General features: G+C 40.2%; 24 protein-coding genes. 8 read left to right on the top strand and 16 right to left on the bottom strand.

Annotated features, from left to right (window positions below):
* Positions 1-53 precede the first annotated feature (53 nt).
* Positions 54-263: a hypothetical protein gene (locus MHB83_RS00520; RefSeq protein ID WP_050944039.1), complete on the bottom strand. Its 210-nt coding sequence runs from the start codon at positions 261-263 to the stop codon at positions 54-56.
* A 219-nt stretch (positions 264-482) separates the two neighbouring features.
* On the opposite strand from MHB83_RS00520, the gene MHB83_RS00525 reads away from it, so the two are divergent.
* Genes MHB83_RS00525 through mnhG form a run of 7 tightly spaced genes read left to right on the top strand, consistent with a single transcriptional unit; the run spans position 483 to position 6259 of the window.
* Positions 483-2894, top strand: coding sequence for a Na+/H+ antiporter subunit A (locus tag MHB83_RS00525; protein ID WP_339205992.1), 2412 nt, complete (start codon positions 483-485; stop codon positions 2892-2894).
* On the top strand, positions 2891-3322 hold the full coding sequence (locus MHB83_RS00530; protein WP_034620105.1) for a Na(+)/H(+) antiporter subunit B: 432 nt from the start codon (positions 2891-2893) through the stop codon (positions 3320-3322). Before MHB83_RS00525 ends, MHB83_RS00530 begins: the two co-directional genes overlap by 4 nt.
* Positions 3322-3663, top strand: a complete 342-nt coding sequence (locus MHB83_RS00535) for a Na(+)/H(+) antiporter subunit C (protein WP_003213576.1) — start codon at positions 3322-3324, stop codon at positions 3661-3663. The genes MHB83_RS00530 and MHB83_RS00535 overlap by 1 nt, the downstream gene beginning before the upstream one ends.
* Positions 3656-5134, top strand: a complete 1479-nt coding sequence (locus tag MHB83_RS00540; RefSeq protein ID WP_034620106.1) for a Na+/H+ antiporter subunit D — start codon at positions 3656-3658, stop codon at positions 5132-5134. The genes MHB83_RS00535 and MHB83_RS00540 overlap by 8 nt, the downstream gene beginning before the upstream one ends.
* Before the next feature lie 6 nt (positions 5135-5140).
* Positions 5141-5620: a Na+/H+ antiporter subunit E gene (locus MHB83_RS00545; protein ID WP_044140819.1), complete on the top strand. Its 480-nt coding sequence runs from the start codon at positions 5141-5143 to the stop codon at positions 5618-5620.
* Positions 5620-5901, top strand: a complete 282-nt coding sequence (locus MHB83_RS00550) for a Na(+)/H(+) antiporter subunit F1 (RefSeq protein ID WP_003213177.1) — start codon at positions 5620-5622, stop codon at positions 5899-5901. The genes MHB83_RS00545 and MHB83_RS00550 overlap by 1 nt, the downstream gene beginning before the upstream one ends.
* On the top strand, positions 5885-6259 hold the full coding sequence (gene mnhG / locus MHB83_RS00555) for a monovalent cation/H(+) antiporter subunit G (protein WP_003213369.1): 375 nt from the start codon (positions 5885-5887) through the stop codon (positions 6257-6259). The genes MHB83_RS00550 and mnhG overlap by 17 nt, the downstream gene beginning before the upstream one ends.
* 86 nt (positions 6260-6345) lie before the next feature.
* Here the strand turns inward: mnhG and MHB83_RS00560 are convergent, their stop codons facing one another.
* The 6 genes from MHB83_RS00560 to degQ all read right to left on the bottom strand — a co-directional run bounded on the left by MHB83_RS00560 (position 6346) and on the right by degQ (position 11145).
* A complete protein-coding gene (locus MHB83_RS00560; RefSeq protein WP_340866485.1) occupies positions 6346-6735 on the bottom strand; it encodes a hotdog fold thioesterase in 390 nt (129 codons plus the stop codon).
* Between the two features lie 23 nt (positions 6736-6758).
* On the bottom strand, positions 6759-7400 hold the full coding sequence (locus MHB83_RS00565) for a response regulator transcription factor (RefSeq protein WP_003213500.1): 642 nt from the start codon (positions 7398-7400) through the stop codon (positions 6759-6761).
* Between the two features lie 80 nt (positions 7401-7480).
* Positions 7481-9766 carry an ATP-binding protein gene (locus tag MHB83_RS00570; RefSeq protein ID WP_253622277.1) on the bottom strand — a complete coding sequence of 762 codons (2286 nt, stop codon included), beginning with the start codon at positions 9764-9766 and terminating at the stop codon, positions 7481-7483.
* A gap of 6 nt (positions 9767-9772) precedes the next feature.
* Complete coding sequence (comX, locus tag MHB83_RS00575; protein WP_342496544.1) at positions 9773-9961, bottom strand: competence pheromone ComX; 189 nt, start codon at positions 9959-9961, stop codon at positions 9773-9775.
* Positions 9930-10853, bottom strand: a complete 924-nt coding sequence (locus tag MHB83_RS00580) for a polyprenyl synthetase family protein (protein WP_322000331.1) — start codon at positions 10851-10853, stop codon at positions 9930-9932. The genes comX and MHB83_RS00580 overlap by 32 nt, the downstream gene beginning before the upstream one ends.
* A gap of 151 nt (positions 10854-11004) precedes the next feature.
* On the bottom strand, positions 11005-11145 hold the full coding sequence (gene degQ / locus MHB83_RS00585; protein ID WP_003213123.1) for a degradation enzyme regulation protein DegQ: 141 nt from the start codon (positions 11143-11145) through the stop codon (positions 11005-11007).
* 505 nt (positions 11146-11650) lie between these two features.
* Between degQ and MHB83_RS00590 the strand changes: the two genes are divergently transcribed.
* Positions 11651-12004: a hypothetical protein gene (locus MHB83_RS00590; protein ID WP_050944043.1), complete on the top strand. Its 354-nt coding sequence runs from the start codon at positions 11651-11653 to the stop codon at positions 12002-12004.
* 30 nt (positions 12005-12034) lie between these two features.
* On the opposite strand, the gene MHB83_RS00595 is transcribed toward MHB83_RS00590, so the two are convergent.
* The 9 genes from MHB83_RS00595 to MHB83_RS00635 all read right to left on the bottom strand — a co-directional run bounded on the left by MHB83_RS00595 (position 12035) and on the right by MHB83_RS00635 (position 18415).
* A complete protein-coding gene (locus MHB83_RS00595; protein ID WP_050944044.1) occupies positions 12035-13261 on the bottom strand; it encodes an HDOD domain-containing protein in 1227 nt (408 codons plus the stop codon).
* A gap of 140 nt (positions 13262-13401) precedes the next feature.
* Positions 13402-14811 carry a nicotinate phosphoribosyltransferase gene (locus MHB83_RS00600; protein WP_229200437.1) on the bottom strand — a complete coding sequence of 470 codons (1410 nt, stop codon included), beginning with the start codon at positions 14809-14811 and terminating at the stop codon, positions 13402-13404.
* A gap of 77 nt (positions 14812-14888) precedes the next feature.
* The gene (locus tag MHB83_RS00605) at positions 14889-15440 is read right to left on the bottom strand and encodes an isochorismatase family cysteine hydrolase (RefSeq protein ID WP_003213138.1); all 552 of its coding nucleotides are present in this window, start codon (positions 15438-15440) and stop codon (positions 14889-14891) included.
* 60 nt (positions 15441-15500) lie between these two features.
* A complete protein-coding gene (locus MHB83_RS00610) occupies positions 15501-15908 on the bottom strand; it encodes a YueI family protein (RefSeq protein ID WP_050944045.1) in 408 nt (135 codons plus the stop codon).
* Positions 15909-15935: 27 nt separating this feature from the next.
* Positions 15936-16184, bottom strand: coding sequence for a YueH family protein (locus tag MHB83_RS00615; protein ID WP_034660684.1), 249 nt, complete (start codon positions 16182-16184; stop codon positions 15936-15938).
* A gap of 96 nt (positions 16185-16280) precedes the next feature.
* A complete protein-coding gene (locus MHB83_RS00620) occupies positions 16281-16502 on the bottom strand; it encodes a spore germination protein (RefSeq protein ID WP_050944046.1) in 222 nt (73 codons plus the stop codon).
* A 99-nt stretch (positions 16503-16601) separates the two neighbouring features.
* A complete protein-coding gene (locus MHB83_RS00625; RefSeq protein ID WP_106029262.1) occupies positions 16602-16823 on the bottom strand; it encodes a spore germination protein in 222 nt (73 codons plus the stop codon).
* 66 nt (positions 16824-16889) lie between these two features.
* Positions 16890-17993 (bottom strand): AI-2E family transporter, encoded by a 1104-nt coding sequence (locus MHB83_RS00630; protein ID WP_050944047.1) that lies wholly within the window; start codon positions 17991-17993, stop codon positions 16890-16892.
* Positions 17994-18178: 185 nt separating this feature from the next.
* Positions 18179-18415 (bottom strand): YuzF family protein, encoded by a 237-nt coding sequence (locus MHB83_RS00635; RefSeq protein WP_003213721.1) that lies wholly within the window; start codon positions 18413-18415, stop codon positions 18179-18181.
* Between the last annotated feature and the right edge of the window lie 92 nt (positions 18416-18507).

Here is an 18507-nt window from a genome sequence, read left to right on the forward strand (position 1 = left end):
TGTGCCCTCTCATAGGCACATGCTTTTTTATATTTCTTTTATCCTATATGATTTTATTCATCAGCTAATACAATTCGTAAATATTCCCTAGGCTGAAAAGGATACAGCTTAGTTTCCTGATAGCTCATGCGGAAAAGGTGCTCAGAAAATAGCGGCCATTCACTGCCTTCCTGCCACCTTTTTTGATCATTTCGGTCAATCAAGAATGCTCCTCCTAAAATCGTGCAGAATATGCTTAAGCTGATGGCGATCTTTCGTTTCATTTAATCAGCTCCTTTAAGAAAAGCATGTACGAAAAACAAAACAATATACAATGAGTTTCATTTTTGATAAAATTATTTTTGTGGTCAAAAGAACCCAAAACAAATACAGTTTGCTCGAAATCGTTTCAAACCAATGCACTATGGCTGTATTTAAGATATAATTTTAATTACCAGTTCTTTAGAACGTGAATTTATATTGATCAAAGGAGGTTCATTTTCTTGCAGCTTATTCACTTCGCCATCCTATCACCTTTTTTACTCGCCTTTGTTGTACCTTTCCTTTTTAAATATGTAAGGCGTATACATACAGGGTGGTTTGTTCTCATCTTGCCGATTCTTTTATTCACCTATTTCATCCAAATGTTACACATTACCTCGAATGGACGAACGCTTTTCTCACAAGCTGAATGGATTCCATCTTTAGGGATGAATTTTACTGTATATGTTGATGGCCTTAGCTTGTTATTTGCATTATTAATTACAGGTATTGGCGCACTAGTGGTCTTGTACAGTATTTTCTACTTATCAAAAGAAAAAGAACAGCTTGGCTCTTTCTATACGTATTTGTTAATGTTTATGACCGCTATGCTTGGTGTGGTTCTCTCTGACAATATGGTGGTTCTGTACTTGTTTTGGGAGCTAACGAGTATTTCTTCCTTCCTCTTAATTGGGTATTGGTATAAGCGGGAGCGCTCTAGATATGGTGCAACCAAATCACTGCTTATTACTGTTTTTGGCGGATTAGCTATGCTTGGTGGCTTCATCCTCATCTACCTGATCACTGATTCATTCAGTATTCGTGAAGCAGTCAATCAGCTTCAGCTCATTATGGCATCACCTTACTTTATCCCTGCCATGATCCTGATCTTACTAGGTGCCTTTACGAAATCAGCGCAATTCCCATTCTATATCTGGCTGCCTGATGCAATGGAAGCACCTACCCCTGTGAGCAGTTATCTGCATTCTGCTACGATGGTGAAAGCCGGTATTTATCTTGTTGCCCGCTTCAGTCCGATCTTTGCTATATCAGAGGTGTGGTTCTGGACCATATCCATTGTCGGACTTATCACATTATTCTGGGGATCATTCCATGCCGTCCGGCAAAATGATTTGAAAGCCATTCTGGCCTACTCGACAGTTAGTCAGCTCGGCATGATTATGCTCATGCTTGGCGTCGGCGCAGCTGCGATTCATGAAAACAACCCTGCCTTTTTTGGCGCAGCCGTTCTTGCTGCTATTTTTCACCTCATTAACCATGCTACGTTTAAAGGCAGTCTCTTTATGGCAGCAGGTATTATCGATCACGAAACAGGTACTCGTGACATTCGGAAATTAGGTGGTTTAATGACCATCATGCCGATTACCTTTACGATTACGCTAATCGGTACATTTTCAATGGCTGGACTACCGCCATTTAACGGCTTCTTAAGTAAAGAGCTGTTTTTCACAAGTATGTTACGTATTTCTGAGATCAACTTTACAGATATTTCGACATGGGGCGCTATTTTTCCAGCAATTGCTTGGCTCGCTAGTGTCTTTACGTTCATTTACAGTATGATGCTTCTCTTTAAAACATTTAGAGGCAATCTTCAGTTAGATCAATTAGAGAAAAAGCCGCATGAAGCACCAATTGGCATGCTCATCCCGCCAATCATTCTCGCTGCACTTGTGGTCACTTTCTTCTTTTTCCCAAATATTCTTGCTTACTCGGTCATTGAACCCGCGATTGCTGCGATCATCCCGGAAGCCATTGAAACAGGAAGCCGTTTTGCAGTAAAAATTGAAGCGTGGCACGGTTTCCAGCCAGAGCTCTATATGACGATAGGTGTTGTTGTACTTGGTACAATCGGCTATTTAACGTTGTCAAAATGGCGTCCAATGTACAATATATTTAAGGAAAAATGGTCATTTAACACGTTATACGATCGTTCTCTAATCGGTTTAGAAAAAGGTTCATACCGCCTGACAAACAGCTATATGACCGGTTTCCTTCGTGATTACCTTGTCTATGTGTTTGGATTCATGATTATCGTACTTGGCAGCGTGATGTTCTATCAGCAAGCTTTCTCATTTGAAACAGAAAAAGCTGCGCCAATTGGCACGTATGAAGCCATTCTTTCACTTGTGATGGTGGCGGCGACGGTCACGACTGTATTCGCCCGCTCACGCTTAACTGCCATTATTGCTCTAGGTGTCATGGGATACACGCTGTCATTATTCTTCGTGATTTTCAGAGCACCTGACCTTGCCCTGACACAACTGATTATTGAAACGATTTCTGTCGCACTGTTTTTACTTTGCTTCTATCATTTGCCGAAGCTGAGCTTGAAGCAAAAAACGAGAAAATTCAAATTAACCAATTTGATCATTTCAATAGGTGTTGGTCTCACTGTCACTTGTCTTGCTTTTGCTTCCACAAGTCAGCAGTCACTTGAGTCCATTTCAACTTACTTTATTGAAAACAGCTATAAACTTGCTGGCGGCGACAACATTGTCAATGTCATTCTTGTAGATTTCAGGGGCTTTGATACACTGTTTGAAATTACCGTGCTGGCGATTGCGGCACTTGGTATTTATGGATTATTAAAGGCACAGGCACAAGGAAAACGGAAGAGAGGTGTGCGGCGATGAGGAAAATTGATACGAATGATATGCTCTTACAAGTCACAACAAAAATCACAGCATTCATCATCTTGCTTTTTTCCCTTCACTTATTTCTTGCGGGACATAATAATCCTGGCGGGGGGTTCATTGGCGGCCTGATGAGTGCCAGTGCTGTCGTCCTTCTGCTCTTAGCCTACGATCTGAAAACAGTGAGACGTATTCTGCCCTTTAATTTTATTTATGTTGCAGCGACCGGGCTGCTCGTCGCGATCCTGACGGGTATGGGATCCTTTCTATTCGGTGCACCTTTTCTATCCCATGCATTTGATTATTTTCAACTGCCGTTTTTAGGGAAAACAGAACTGGCGACAGCCGTACTGTTTGATATCGGTGTATATTTAGTTGTTGTCGGTGTCACCATGACCATTATTCAAACGATTGGAGAGAAGGAATAATGGAATTTCTAATGTCTATTATCGTCGGTATTATTTTTATGGCGGCGACCTATTTAATGCTTTCAAAAAGCCTTCTACGGGTCATCGTCGGTACTGCTGTTTTAAGTCACGGCGTCCATTTGCTTCTTTTGACAATGGGCGGCTTAAAAAAAGGAGCTCCACCTATTTTAAAAGAGGGGCTCACATCCTATGTAGATCCATTACCACAAGCATTAATTTTAACAGCCATTGTCATTGCTTTTGGTGTGACATCCTTTTTACTTGTCATGGCCTTCCGTGCCTTCCAAGAGCTGCGAACAGATGACATGGATCAAATGAGAGGAAATGATCAGCATGAATAATCTCGTGATCCTGCCAATTTTAATTCCATTATTAGCTGCTACACTATTGATCTTTATGAATAAGAACATCATGCTGTCGAGAGGCTTTAGTGTGTTTGCTTCGCTCTTAGCCATTGTCTGTAATGTGTATTTAGTCCAAACCATCTTTACTAATGGGATTCAAACTCTCTATTTAGGAGGCTGGAAAGCACCATTTGGGATTGCCCTTGTGGCCGATCAGTTTGCTGCGCTCCTTGTGCTCACCGCTTCCGTTGTTGGACTAGTGACAGTTCTATTCTCCTTTCAAACAATTGGGAAGGAAAAGGAGCGGCTTTTCTATTACTCTGGCGTACAATTTTTGTTAGCTGGCGTAAGTGGGGCCTTTTTAACAGGCGATATTTTCAACCTGTTTGTCTTTTTTGAGTTGCTGCTAATGGCGTCTTATATGCTCATTGTGTTAGGCGGATCAAAGCCTCAGCTTCGAGAATCACTCAAATATATTGTGTTTAATATCATCTCGTCGGCATTATTTATTGTCGGTGTCGCTTGCTTATATGCAGTCACGGGCACTTTGAATATGGCTGATTTAAGTGTGAAAATAGCTGAATCAGGGCAAACAGGATTAATCACTGTCATTTCTATTCTGTTCCTCATTGTATTTGGCTTAAAAGCTGGGATCTTCCCGCTTTATTTCTGGCTGCCAGGATCATATCATGCACCGCCAGCGGCTATTTCTGCTCTATTTGGTGCACTGCTGACAAAGGTTGGCTTATATGCGATTGCCAGAGTCTTTACGTTAATTTTTATACATGATACAGGGTTTACACATACACTCATGGCTTGGTTTGCCGCACTAACGGTGATATTCGGTGTGATTGGCTCTATTGCCTATTCTGATGTGCAAAAGATCGTCATCTATAACATTGTCACAGCAGTTGGGGTCATTTTGTTTGGGATTGCAGCCAATACACCTGCCTCACTCCAAGGGGCCATTTATTATCTCATTCATGACATGGTGATTAAAGGCGCTTTATTTATGCTGGCAGGTGCACTTTTTGTATACGCTGGCACCAATCACTTGAAAAAGATGGGCGGACTGATTCAATCTCAGCCTTTACTAGGGTGGATGTTTTTCATTTCGGCTTTATCCCTAGCAGGAATTCCTCCTCTGAGTGGGTTTGTTGGAAAGCTAAAGATTGTAGAAGGTGGATTTTCTGCTGGACACATGACCTTTTCTATCCTTGTCTTAATGTCCAGCCTTCTTGTCCTGTATTCGATTATGAGGATCTTCATACTCGCATTTTGGGGCGAGGATCAAGATATGCGAAGAAGGAAACCGTCGATTAAAGGAATGGTGTACCCTGGCGTACTGCTTGTGATCTTGTCGCTTGCCATTGGGTTAGGGACAGAGTTCATTGCCCCTTATATCAATCAAGCAGCGGAAATGCTCTCAACACCAGAAAAATATATTCAAGCTGTGCTGAAGGAGTAGATGAACATGGCCTTTCAAATATTACTAAACGCTCTCCTCGCCTTTACATGGATGTTTATGAATGATACATACAGAGCCGCAGACTTTGTATCAGGCTTTGTACTAGGGATGGTCGCCATTTTTATGCTTCGGCGGTTTTTCCCGCAGCGTTTTTACGGCTATGCCCTGTTTGCGATTTTCAAGCTCGTATTGATTTTTATTCGGGAGCTGCTTCTTGCCAATTTAAGTGTATTAAAGACCGTATTATCTCCAAAGCTCACCATTAAGCCCGGTATTTTCGCCTTTCGTACAGATTTGAAAACGGATTGGGAAATCACCATACTGGCTAATATGATTACATTGACACCAGGTACACTCGTCATTGATATTTCTGATGATCGTTCCATTTTATACATTCACGCGATGGATATTGAAGATGCAGAAAAAGCCATTCACGATATCCGGGTTTCATTTGAAAAAGCGATTCAGGAGGTGAGCGGTAAGTAATGGAGCTCATATTACAAATTTCACTTGGCATTCTTGCGCTATCCACCTTTCTTTTTGTGATACGGGTTATCAAAGGGCCCTCTATTCCTGATCGTGTAAGTGCGCTTGATGCGATAGGAATCAATTTAATTGGGATGACAGCTATCGTTTCTATTTTGCTGAAAACGACAACGTTCTTTGAAATTATTTTACTGCTCGGTATCCTTGCCTTTATCGGCACTGTCGCTTTCTCCAAATTCCTTGAGAAAGGGGAAGTGATTGAAAATGATCGTCATCGCTAAAGCTATTGTCATTTTCTTTATCCTGCTTGGCGCCATCCTTTGTCTCATTTCAGCCATTGGCGTTCTTCGCCTGCCGGATGTTTATACACGTATGCATGCTGCATCAAAAGCATCGACACTTGGTGTTGTCCTCATATTAGTTGGGGTATTCTTTCACGAATGGTTTCTTGCAGGCATTATTTCTGCGAAGATTCTACTTGGGATTGTCTTTATCTTTTTAACAGCTCCGGTCGGCGCACACTTGATCGGAAGAGCCGCCTACAATACTGGTGTCAAGATGGACAAACGAAGTGTACAGGATGATTATGGTGGTTTTCGTAACTTCGTGATTAAACGCAAAGAAGACTCGTACTTATAAACCGAAAGAAGATCCTCACATGCGAGGATCTTCTTTTTATGAATCAATTCAACCTAAAAAAAGCTTCCGCTGCACCGGGAGCTTTTTTATATGCGATCAATGACAGCAAGTGTGCATCTTGACGTACAGATGTGCCGGTCTCGATCATCTTTAATATCAATTTGAAATACCATTGTACGGCGCCCGACATGTACAGGAACAGCCGTCGCTGTCACTACTCCACCACGTACAGATTTTAAGTGATTGGCATTGATTTCAATCCCTGAGCAAACTTGCTGAGTTAAGTCTAAATGAGCCGCAGCTCCCATGCTTGCCACTGTTTCTGCTAGAGCAGCAGAAGCTCCTCCGTGCAGCAGTCCAAATGGCTGTTTTGTTCTGTGATCGACTGGCATTGTTGCTACGCATCGAGACTCATTACACTCTACAATCTCAATCCCCAGTGCCTCAAGCAGTGTATTTGATCCATTCACTTCCATCAGGGTTCTCTCCCTTCACACGTTTACAGCACACTTTCAGATTTTGCAATTAACACCGCTTCGGTTCGAGAGCCAACATTCAGCTTATTAAAGATGGACGTCAAGCTGTATTCAATCGAGCGTTTGCTCAAATGCAGCACATCGGCAATCTCTTGGTTCGTGTATCCTTTTTCCACTTCTCTGAGGATCAAACACTCTCGCTCTGTTAACAGCTCGTGATCGGTCTCCTGCGCCTGTTCTGGCTTTTCTTGCTGCTGTGAAATTAATTTCTTTAAATAGGATAGCTGAATGACAACTTCTCCTTGCAATGTGCGGTGTATGTATTCAATAATTTTGTCTTTTGTCTCTGTTTTACTAATTGCACCGTGCAATCCAGCCCGAATGGCCTCTTCAAAATAATCATCTACTTCATACCCTGTATAAATGATGATTTTCACTTGTTGGTTGGTTTCTAGAATTTGTTTCGCAATGTCCATTCCATTGATATCCCCGAGATTTAAATCCATCAAAATCACATCATAGATGGAAAAGTCATGCGTCTTTAAAAAGGCGGCTTCTGCATCAGGACTTAAACAATCGACTGATAGCTGCTGATCTGATTCTAATATGCTTTTTGTCCCTTCCATGACAGCCGGATGATCATCAATGACCAATATCTTCTTCATGTCTTCCTCCCTTTAAATCACTCACTTCCATTTTATATAAAAAACTTGGCAGATGCCAAGTCTTATTCCTTAATAAATCGTTACAATTCCATTTCAATTTTCACCTTCAGCCCTTTTTCAGGTGCGGTATGAATGTGAAGCTTCCCATTTAACGCCTTGACTCGTTCTCTGATCCCAGAGAGGCCCATGCTCATGGTGTGCTGATCAAGATGGCTTGCGTCAAAGCCTACTCCATCATCCTCGTAGTGAAGAACAACCTGATCTTTAATACAAATCAGCATTACGAGCACTTGGCTGGCTTGAGAATGTTTCAAGGCATTGGATAACAGTTCTTGAACAATCCGGTAAATATTCAGCTGGGAATCAATGTCCAGCTCTTTATCAAAACGTGTCGTATTCAGCCGGATATGAAACGGTGCTTCCTCCTGGATTTGAGAAGTCAGCTTCGATATCGCCTTCACTAGACCTAAATCATAAAGTAGCTGCGGCCGAAGTTCATGACATGTTTCTCTCGTGGTTTGAATCACCTTAGACATTTGCTCATTCCATGAGATAAGCGATTGTTCAATAGAAGTCGGGCATTGGTCATTTTGGAAATTCGTTAAAAACATCTCTGACTGCCTTTTCAGTGATATCAAATCCTGCAGCACAGAATCATGAAGATCTCTTGCTAAATCTGATCGCTGCTTTTCTTCCATCGCAAACATGACTTTTTTCAGCCAAGCTGGATTCGCTTCACGCTGCTTCAAATCTTCAAGATGCTCCATCAATTCTTCAATCTTGACGACATTTTCTAAACTGACACTTGTATAAAATGCCAATGTTTTCAGCCAAGAAATCTCATCACGCGTCAATTTTGGTATCCGTAAATTAGATAAACAGCAAATCACAAAAGAGTGACCGCCCCGCTCGCCAATTTTCATCATGAACCCTTTATCAAGCCCGACGATTTTTCCAACTTCACCTAATAATTCTTGAAATTGGTCTACATACTTTTTCCATAGCTCACTATCACCTGAAGATTCATCAATCTCTTCTATTTGTCCATCTGGCTTCACTTCAAGCACAAAGGCTTTATTAACAACTAGCACTTCTAAAATGGTGTATTTCAAATGATATAACACTTGGTGAAGTGATGATGCCTCGCGAATGAGCTGCGTAAATTTAAACACACTGTCCTGATAATTATGCTTCTCTGAAAAACGCTTCAGGCGAAAGCGAAAATCGATGATTTCTTTAAAGTAAAAGACTGTCAACATAAGAATATACGTGATAATCGTAAACTTCACTGTATAAAAGTTAGCACTAGGTTTTTGAATGAAATCAAATATGATAACCACTACTATAGTTGGTGTAATGGCTAAAAGGCAGTAATATTTGATCCTCCCCATAAAGAAATCCACATTATACAATTTATTTGACATAAATTGATAGACTAAGAAAAACGGAATTAATAATGCAAACGAAGCAAGAATATAAGGCGAAATAAAATACTTATGAAAAAAATATGGAATGATAAAGAACAGCATAAAAGGACTGAATGACGTGATTAAGACAAGTCCAAATGCACTAAGGACATTACCAATTTCCGTGCCTTTCCACCTTTTAGCTGATCTGAATGTGATAATAATCGTAATAAATGCAAGTGCAAAAAACGAAAGTAAGTTGAAAGCAGCTAAAACCATATTTTTAAAATAAATTTCTAAAACAAGATTTATAAATGGAACTGCATACAAAGAAAGAAGCACACGTACACTAATAATTTTCGTACCCAATTCCTTCAAATACTGATACATAAAGTGCATATATAAAGGAGGTACACAAGTCATCGTAGAAATGACGATAAAACCACTAATATACTCACCTTTACCAGAACCACCAGAACTGACATATGCTACAGCAACAGCCAATAAAAAAAGGGCAAGAATATATGCAGACTCTTTTTTCCTAGATTTGTTGATTTTTAAAATCATAAATATACAAAATAGACAGATTGAATAAAAAATGATCGGTATTAAGTAGATAAATAGATTTTCTTGACTTAATAACCTCACATTCTCTATGACAATTTCATCACCATGTCTATCAACAACTAAACTTTTGACGTTTGCTAAATAACCTCTTCTTACTTCTTCGGTTGGTTCTTTATTACCGTTCACTTCAAGGATGATATCGCCTTTTCTAACACCAGCATAATAACTGTCTGTAAAATCAACAACATCCTCTATTTCAAGTTGTCCGTCACTATTCACCGAAACGACTGCTCCTACAAAGATATTAAACACATTGATGTAAGAAATATAAATCACATAAATGAAGCTAAGGATGATTAAAATAACAGTTAATTTCGAGTAAAATTTTTGCATAGAGCCTCAATACTCACCAGCATCTCTCCATTTTTTTGATCTAATGGTATCTTCTTTCTGAAAACCTTCAACAATAATACTCGCAGTCACTTGATCAACGTGAAGTAACGATGCATTTCCATTAGCAACTTGCTTTAACGCCGAGGGGTTTCCCACTAGATAACTAACCAGTTTCTGAATGTTCATCTTCTCCATCTCCAATTAAAAAGAGTAACAGCTTTTCCTTTTTAGAAGCCTCTAAATGTAGTTTCTTGAATGATTCTTTAAACTTATTTCTGAGGAGGTTTCTCATAATAAATACATATTGTTGAACACCAGATTCTTTTAATTTATCCTTGAATTCTTTAGAACCTATGCTCTTATTCTCTGATTGAAAATAACTGAGCAAGCCTGAACTGGATGGGTTAAATTCATTTTTTAAATAGACAAGCGGTAGTGTTTGCATTCTTTTAAAATCAATATTCTCTTTATTAAAAAGACCTAAATAGTCATTTTCAAGCTGCTCTGCCATACCTAGATAATACGCATATTCTTCTACATTCTTTTCAAAAGAACCTGTTGCCAAAATAACCCCTAACACACAGGGTAACACAAACAGTGATCCTGCTTTTGACTTCATGATATCTAAACAATCCTGCTCATTCTTCGGCTCCAGTGTAATATCCATATGCTGCCCTTGCATTGACTGAATGGAATAGGAATATACATTGTTTAACAGCTCTGTTGCATGGTCAAGCTTTGAAAAGACTTCAAAACTCAATGTAAAAAGAACATTCGCCGCATTAATCGCAATTCCGCTCTGACATTTCATCCAAGGATACGAATCTTTATCCTGATCTTCGATATCATCTAATATATCGGCTGATAAGATGAGAAGTTCAATCCCTGCTGCCAATTGTGTAATCGCTTGCTTGTCTTGTCCGCCAAATGCCTCATAATGCTTGTAAGCTAATTGCCCAAAGGGAAATTCATTCTTTATATCTGTAAATTCTAGAAGCAGCTTTTGTAAATCCTTCTGCCTGACTGCATGTTGAATAAAATCAGACATATTCTGCTTGATTTTTGTATTCTCTAGATAGTTTAGCATACTCGGTCTTGTCCCTCACCCTTCCGCCTTTTATTTTACTAAAAAGACATGAGCAAATGTCCACTGACATCACTATTTAACAATTATATAATAATATATCCTTTTTTTGTATGTATTTGGATAAAAAAAAGACTTGATGATTATCAAGTCTTTAAGAAATTTTCACATATTCATATTTGTCGTATTGATCAATGCTTTTGTTAATGTTATGAAGAGAAGCCGTTGTTTCTCTAATTTCGTTTTCAAGTTTCCATAATAATTGTTTAAGTTCTTCGATTTCATACTTTTCCATCGATTCCACTCTCCTTTTTTGGAAGATCAATGTATTTGTGTATGGTGATTGGGTCATAAGTATTTGATCTATTACTAACAGTGTAAATGTAATTGAGTATTTTTTCACCGAAAAGTATGCACAAAATGTGTGCGTGATACCGCAAAATTCAATAGGTCTTTTTTCATCATTTTCTGACTTTTCAAATCATACTTTTATCTTAATTTCAAAGGAATTGTGTCACTAATGCAACAAGAATAGGCATCATTCGTCACACTTCTCTCACAATAGAACATACGATCCCTTCTATAACCTCGGTTTTGCGTGTTATAGGTCAGACGACAGACCCCATTGTGGACACCGCAATTTTTTGGCGACATTCACCGAAATTGACCGCAAAAGTACCTATTTTTATGTTGGATTTATAAAGATAGAAAGATCATTTTGATTCTTTATTCTGATTTTCTACATACATTTAGAACAGATATCCGTCCAATTTCACGTCAATGAGAGAAGAGGTGACCACGTGTTTTACTATGTTCCTTATCCTGCTTTGCAAGGTCCCGCAATGAGCCGTGCATATTCGCGCACGCCTATGACTTTTCCTCCAGTAGATGCCCACTCGTTTCAACGAGCCGCAAAGGAATCAGCCCGACTTGTTGCTGATGCTTCACTTATTACACAGCAGATTTCCAGCTCGCTTTCGTTTGCACAGCGCATCATGGAGGCTGCTGAGCGCTCTGATTCGGCAAGTGTCATCCGAATGCTGAAGCAAATCGGTGTGAAAAGTGGTATTGACATCCGCTTTAGTCCAGAAGGCATTCGTATCTACTTGTCTCTCGCCTCTAGCAGACTTTTTCTCCTTTTACAGTGGGCATAACAAAAAAAGCCGCTCTGACGTGAGCGGCTTTTACGATTCAAACATTTTATGACACCATTCAATGGCTTCTATATAACATCCGTAGGCTTCTTGCTTCGGGAGATTCCCATCTAACATCTCATGATCCCATTCATTTCGTTCAATCCGTTTGGCTACACCGAGTACAAATGAATAATCATTTTCATAGCCAAGCAGTGCCTCGCCAACTTCATCAGAAAGCGGCAGCTCTTTCACAAGTTCTGTGATATCTGCCCTGACAAGTGTATCGATGAGAGAAAACATGCCTGTCAGCATATAAGAGGCTGGATGCTCTCGTTCGGTACGACTCGCAATCAGTTCACACGTTTTCGCCCGAATGAAGGACATTTTGATAATTTCTTTTTGGCTTGAGTTGGCTTGAACATTCAATTCTTTAAATGAAAGAATAAAGATCCAGCGCCGAATTTCATTAAACCCGAGCAGAATAATCGCCTGCCGGATACTTTTGATTTGATAAAGACGCCTCATGCCGCCTGAATTGAGCATTTTTAATAATTGGTATGATAGCGAAAGGTCACTTTCAATAAAATGGGTCACGACCTGGATATTCGGCTGTTCCTTGCTCAGCTCATTTAATAGCTGGTGGTACGCATGGAAGCTGGTTGATAATGCTCGTCCTGATATAACATGCGGCTCACTAAAGAAATACCCTTGAAACAAATGGAAGCCGGCTTCTAGCGCTTCTTCATATTCTCTTCGCGTTTCCACCTTTTCTGCAAGGAAGCGAAGTCGATATTTTTTATAGGTATGTAGAATATTTCTACGTTCTTTCGATGTAGTCTTTAGAAAGTCAATTTTTAAAATATCAATGCAATAGAGGAGTTCGTCAAGCAACTTGTCACTGAAATGTGATCCGCTTAGAAAAAAATCATCAAGTGCAATCGTATATCCCCATTTTTTTAACTCCTTACATCTCATAATAAGAGCCGGGGTAATCGGGACATTTTCTAATATCTCGATCACAAGCTGATGCGGATCAAAATAGGTGAGCAGATCAGACGAAAGTAAGCTTTCGGTGAAATTAATGTAGCATCTTTTGCCTTCTGTCAATGTTTCGATGCCGATATTTAAAAAACTGTTAATAATGAGGTCCGTTGTCGCTTTGTCACCATCTTCAGCGCTATATGTATTGGTTTCACTATCTCTATAAAGTAGCTCGTATGATACGACTTGTTCTTTTCTGTTAAAAATAGGCTGTCTCGCAACAAACACCCTCAACTGCTCCAATCCTCCTTTATGCAATGACAAACAAGATGTGCTTTCAGTATACCAAATGATTGCGCTTATGGTTCAATTTGAATCGGTGAAAAAATAAAAAAAGAGATCACCTGACTGGATGATCTCCTTTTCTTCCAACGTTAGCTTTCATAAAGCTCTAGTTTAATTTTATTTTTCACGTCATGGATAAACTGCATCTTGTTATCCCAGCATTTTTGACTCAAATCGACTGGATATTCTTCTGGTTTGCTGATTCGTTTATATTCCTCCCAGAAAAGTCCGAGGCTATCCTGCACATAGGCTTGAATCGTTTGAATATCCGGATTGTCATATACAAGTTTTCCTTGTTCGAAAATCGGGACATGTAGATCCTTCGCCACAAAGTTTGTGACAAATTTGCTGATAAATGTATGCACAGGGTGGAACATTTTTAGCTTATCCTCACTATGAACATCTTCCTCTTCGAGCGCAATGTAGTCACCCTCTGAGTGATGATTCAATTGGTTGATAATGCGGTACACACGTTTACGTCCTGGTGTTGTCACTTTCTCTGGGTTGGACGAAATTTTGATGGTATCATTCATTTTGCCGTTTTCTTCAATGGACACAAGCTTATACACTGCACCGAGAGCTGGCTGATCAAATGCTGTGATCAGTTTTGTTCCAACACCCCACACATCAATTTTGGCACCCTGTGCTTTTAAATTCATGATGGTATGTTCATCGAGATCACTTGATGCAATGATTTTTGCGTCATGGAATCCAGCTTCATCCAGCATCGTTCTAGCTTTTTTAGACAAGTAGGCAAGGTCACCACTATCAAGTCTGACACCAATAAAGTTGATCTTGTCTCCGAATTCTTTCGCTACCTTAATGGCATTCGGAATACCGGATCTCACGGTATCATACGTATCGACTAAAAAGACACAGTCTGTATGGGTTTCAGCGTATTTTTTAAATGCCGTATATTCATCACGGTATGCTTGTACAAGTGCGTGAGCATGTGTTCCTGACACTGGGATGTTGAAGCGCTTCCCAGCACGAACATTACTTGTCGCCTGAAAGCCGCCGATGAGTGCCGCCCTTGCTCCCCACATTGCTGCATCCATTTCATGTGCACGTCTTGTTCCAAATTCTAGTGCTGTCTCGTCTTCAATGATTCCTTTAATCCGAGCTGCCTTTGTTGCAATCAGCGTCTGGAAGTTCACAATATTCAGCAAGGCGGTTTCGATTAGCTGCGCTTCGACAAGCGTTGCCTCGATACGCATAATTGGTTCATTTGCAAAGACAATTTCGCCTTCCCGCATTGAATGAAGGGAGCCTGTAAAGGATAACCCGCTTAAATAATCAATGAAATCGCTTTTATAACCGAGTTCGTCTTTTAAATACGCTAGATCACTTTCGGTAAAGGAGAAGTCCGATAAATACTCAATCGCTTTCTCTAAACCAGCAAATACAGCGAAGCCATTGTCAAATGGAAGCTTTCTGAAGAAGAGTTCAAACACTGCCTTCTTCTCATGAATGCCGTCTCTCCAATACGTTTCTGCCATGTTAATTTGATAAAGGTCTGTATGTAGTGATAAACTGTCGTCAATAAACCGATGCTCCAACTTCCATTCTCCTTCCCTTACTTAACCACTTTCGCACCAAGCGACTGCTCAAAGTGAGAAAGTGCCCACTCGTGCCCCGCTTCATTAAAACTCGCCACAGCATTCTCGTGAATCACAAGTTCGAAGCCTTTATTGTACGCATCAACAGCTGTATGAAGTACACAAATATCGGTACATACGCCGGCTAAATGAAGTTCAGTGATGCCACGCTCGCGCAGTTTCATTTCTAATTGAGTGCCTGCAAAAGCAGAGTATCTTGTTTTTTCCATATAGTAGACATGTTTTAAATGCTTTGACGTGTGAAATAGTGAACTTAGTTTTCCATAAAGTTCAATTCCCTTTGTCCCGCGAATATTATGGGGCGGAAATAACTTTGTCTCTGGATGATAAAGGTCTTGCTCCTCATGATGATCGACTGCAAAGACGACAAAGTGCCCTTCATCAATAAACGAAGAAGTGATCTCTGTGATCTTAGGCTCTATCGCCTGTCCAGGCTTTCCGCATGTCAATTTTCCATCGTCTGCAACAAAATCAACGGTATAATCAATACAAATCAATGCTTTGCCCATCCGCATCTCTCCCATATGCTCTTTTGACTCATTATAGCTTATTCATTTCACTAGGGAAACCTATTCAACAGATTCGTGAGAAAAAGCCTTTTGAAACAGCTCATCTTCGATATAGATGTGCTCTTGATTGACCGCATTCGGCAGCTCTATCACAAGACCAAAAGGAGAATGTGCCTCATGATGATTCACCACTTTAAAGGAACATCCAGCGGCATTAGCCATTTTCACATATTGAGAATAAGAAGCATAGGACAACTCACCATTTAAAAGAACAGTGGCCTGACGGTTGGCCTTTAATATTTGTTCGACCTCTTGATACGGTTTATTTCGTGATACCTGTCCCTTTGTCAGGGCAAGAAGCGCTCGTTCCCTTAATGAACCGAGAAACATTCTTCGTTCATCGGGTTTTGTTTCAGCATGTCCAAATATCCCTTGCTGCAAATAAAAGTCTACGGATTCTTCTTTCATCGCTGTTTTCACTCCTGGTTTTAAAATTTACATTTCTGTGACCCAGTGCACAATCTTTAGTGCAAGTTCACGGGCTTCGTCTGTTTCTGCTCTTTCCATTAAGGATTGCTCGAGCGTATGGATCAGCTGCTCTTTTTCGTCCTCGTACGCAATGGAAATACTCCATTCAATATCAGGTACGGCAACAAGCGTTTTATATTCTTTTTTATTTTCATGTAAATATACATTGTAGGTCTTTGGCTGCCGGCTTGTGATGTGTGCTTTTCTAATTTTCATTTGACTCTGTTCACACCTCTTTTTTCTTCTTACATCCATATCCATTGTACCATAAAAAAAGACAGCTTCTGAAAAGGAATACCCTTTCAAAGCTGGCTACGCATTGAAGCTCTTTTGCTGACTAATAAGATTAGAATCCCAAACAAATGTGACGTTTGGACTGTTAAAAAATTGGACGAGGTCCCCTGCATTATAGGTACCTGAACCACCGGCGGAGTGATCAACACTTTTTGGTGAAATGGCAAAAACATCACCGAAATGTGCCGCCCCATTTCCGTACACACGATCTATATGAATAGGTCCAACAATCGCTGGCATTGCTCCACCACCTTTTCTATCCACATCATATGCCCAGCTCAACAATACGTGTATCACAAATAAAAAAAGACAGCTGATATTTGATCACCAGCTGTCTTTCTATGCATTAAATGATTGAGGCTGGCCAAACAATGTGAAGTCCCAAAGCATCGTCGCATTTGGATCACTTGTAAGAGACATATAATCACCGGCATTAAAGGCTCCCGCCCCGCCAGTAGAGTGGTCTACAGCTAAAGGGGCAATGGCCAGTACATCACCGAAAGTAGCTGCACCGTTTCCTCCTAATGACTCGATATGAATAGGTCCAACGATTGCAGGCATCAAAATCTCCCCCTATCTGCTTATGTCAATCATCTTATGCAAAAAGGGAAAAGTTGTGCATTTGTCCTATACGTTTAAATGCTGTTCTTTACGAGACCGCTGACGCAGCTGAACCAATCTGACAATATTCAGGGTGATGGCTTTGAGCAGTGCATAGACAGGAACCGCAAAGATCATGCCAAGGATACCGCCAAAGCTTCCTGCCCCAATTAATAACAGGATAATGGTCAAAGGATGTGTGTTCAGGCGTTTCCCAATGATCAATGGAGAAATAACATTTCCGTCAATTTGCTGCACGACAAGAATCACAATCACTGTCACCACTGCTTTTCCAGGCGAATCAAGAAAGGCAATCAGCACAGCTGGTGCCGCGCCAAGATATGGTCCAAGGTATGGAATCACATTTGTGACCGCAATGATAATACCGAGAATAAGCGCATATTTCACACCAATTAATAAGTATCCAATAAAACAAGCGACTCCGACAAACAAACAGACAATAATCTGCCCCTGTATGTAAGCTGCGAGCGTGTCGTTTAATTCTTTGAAGATCTTCAGCCCTTCCTTGCGGTAAGGCATTGGTAAGAACTGAACGAGCTTGTCCGGAAACTTATGCCCGTCTTTCAGCATATAAAATAAAATAAATGGAACTGTGATGACGGCTAAAGCAATATTCGCAATCACGCCAAACACCGCAGACATGCTTGAAGCAATGTTTTCCGGTAATGCCTTTAATGTCGAAACGACCGTCTGTTCAAACTTTGAGACAGACACATAATCTTGGCTCATCATCCAAGTAAATGTTTTAGAATGCGAAAAGTCATTGATAAATTTCTGCATGTCCGTCACATATCCAGGGAAGCTTTTGACAAGTCCGCCTAACTGCGTGACAATGACAGGTCCGGCAGCATTGACGATGATTGTGATGAGTCCGATGAACAGGAGATAAATGATCAGGATAGCGAGTGTCCTAGGCATTTTCTTGGACAAAAATTGAACAATTGGATTAAAGATGAAAAAGAGAATACCCGCCAGCAAAATGGGGACAAACAGTGTTGATGCAAATAAAATAATCGGCTGAAATAAAAACGAAACCTTTGTTGATACATACACAATGAGTAAAACAAGTAATATTTGGAATGTCCAAAAATGAACTTTAGATTTTAACAAAGATGCTCCTCCTGTTACGTATTGATCTTATTAAAAAACTACTATTCAACCCACCATCTGTCAACTGCTTCTTGTTTTTAGAACCTCATTTTTTGAAAAAAAAAGAACAATTGGTATATCATGCACTTTTTCTAGATATACATTCTATAAGCATGAAAAAAAGCAGACACCTATGCGTCTGCTTGTTACACTCTTTCACTGTGATCAGGCATCACCGACACGATTTGCTGGATACGCACATAAAAAACTGATTTCGCCCCCGCTTCTATGACAATATGATCCGGCATGACTTCCTTCAATTTCCCACGGACCGTATCTTTCACTGTTTGCACAATTAATCTCATACCGACCACTTTCTGCAATGTTTGATAAACATATGGATCAACTAATGAAACAAGCTGTGGACTTCCTTGTTGTGCCATACTACCCGCCCCTTTACTTGTGTATTTACCCACAGCGTATGCATGAACCCATGTGAATGTCACTCAGGGCAATCCCACAACATTAATACCAT

It is taken from the genome of Bacillus sp. FSL K6-3149 (assembly GCF_038630515.1).
In the GTDB taxonomy this organism is placed as follows: domain Bacteria; phylum Bacillota; class Bacilli; order Bacillales; family Bacillaceae; genus Bacillus; species Bacillus pumilus.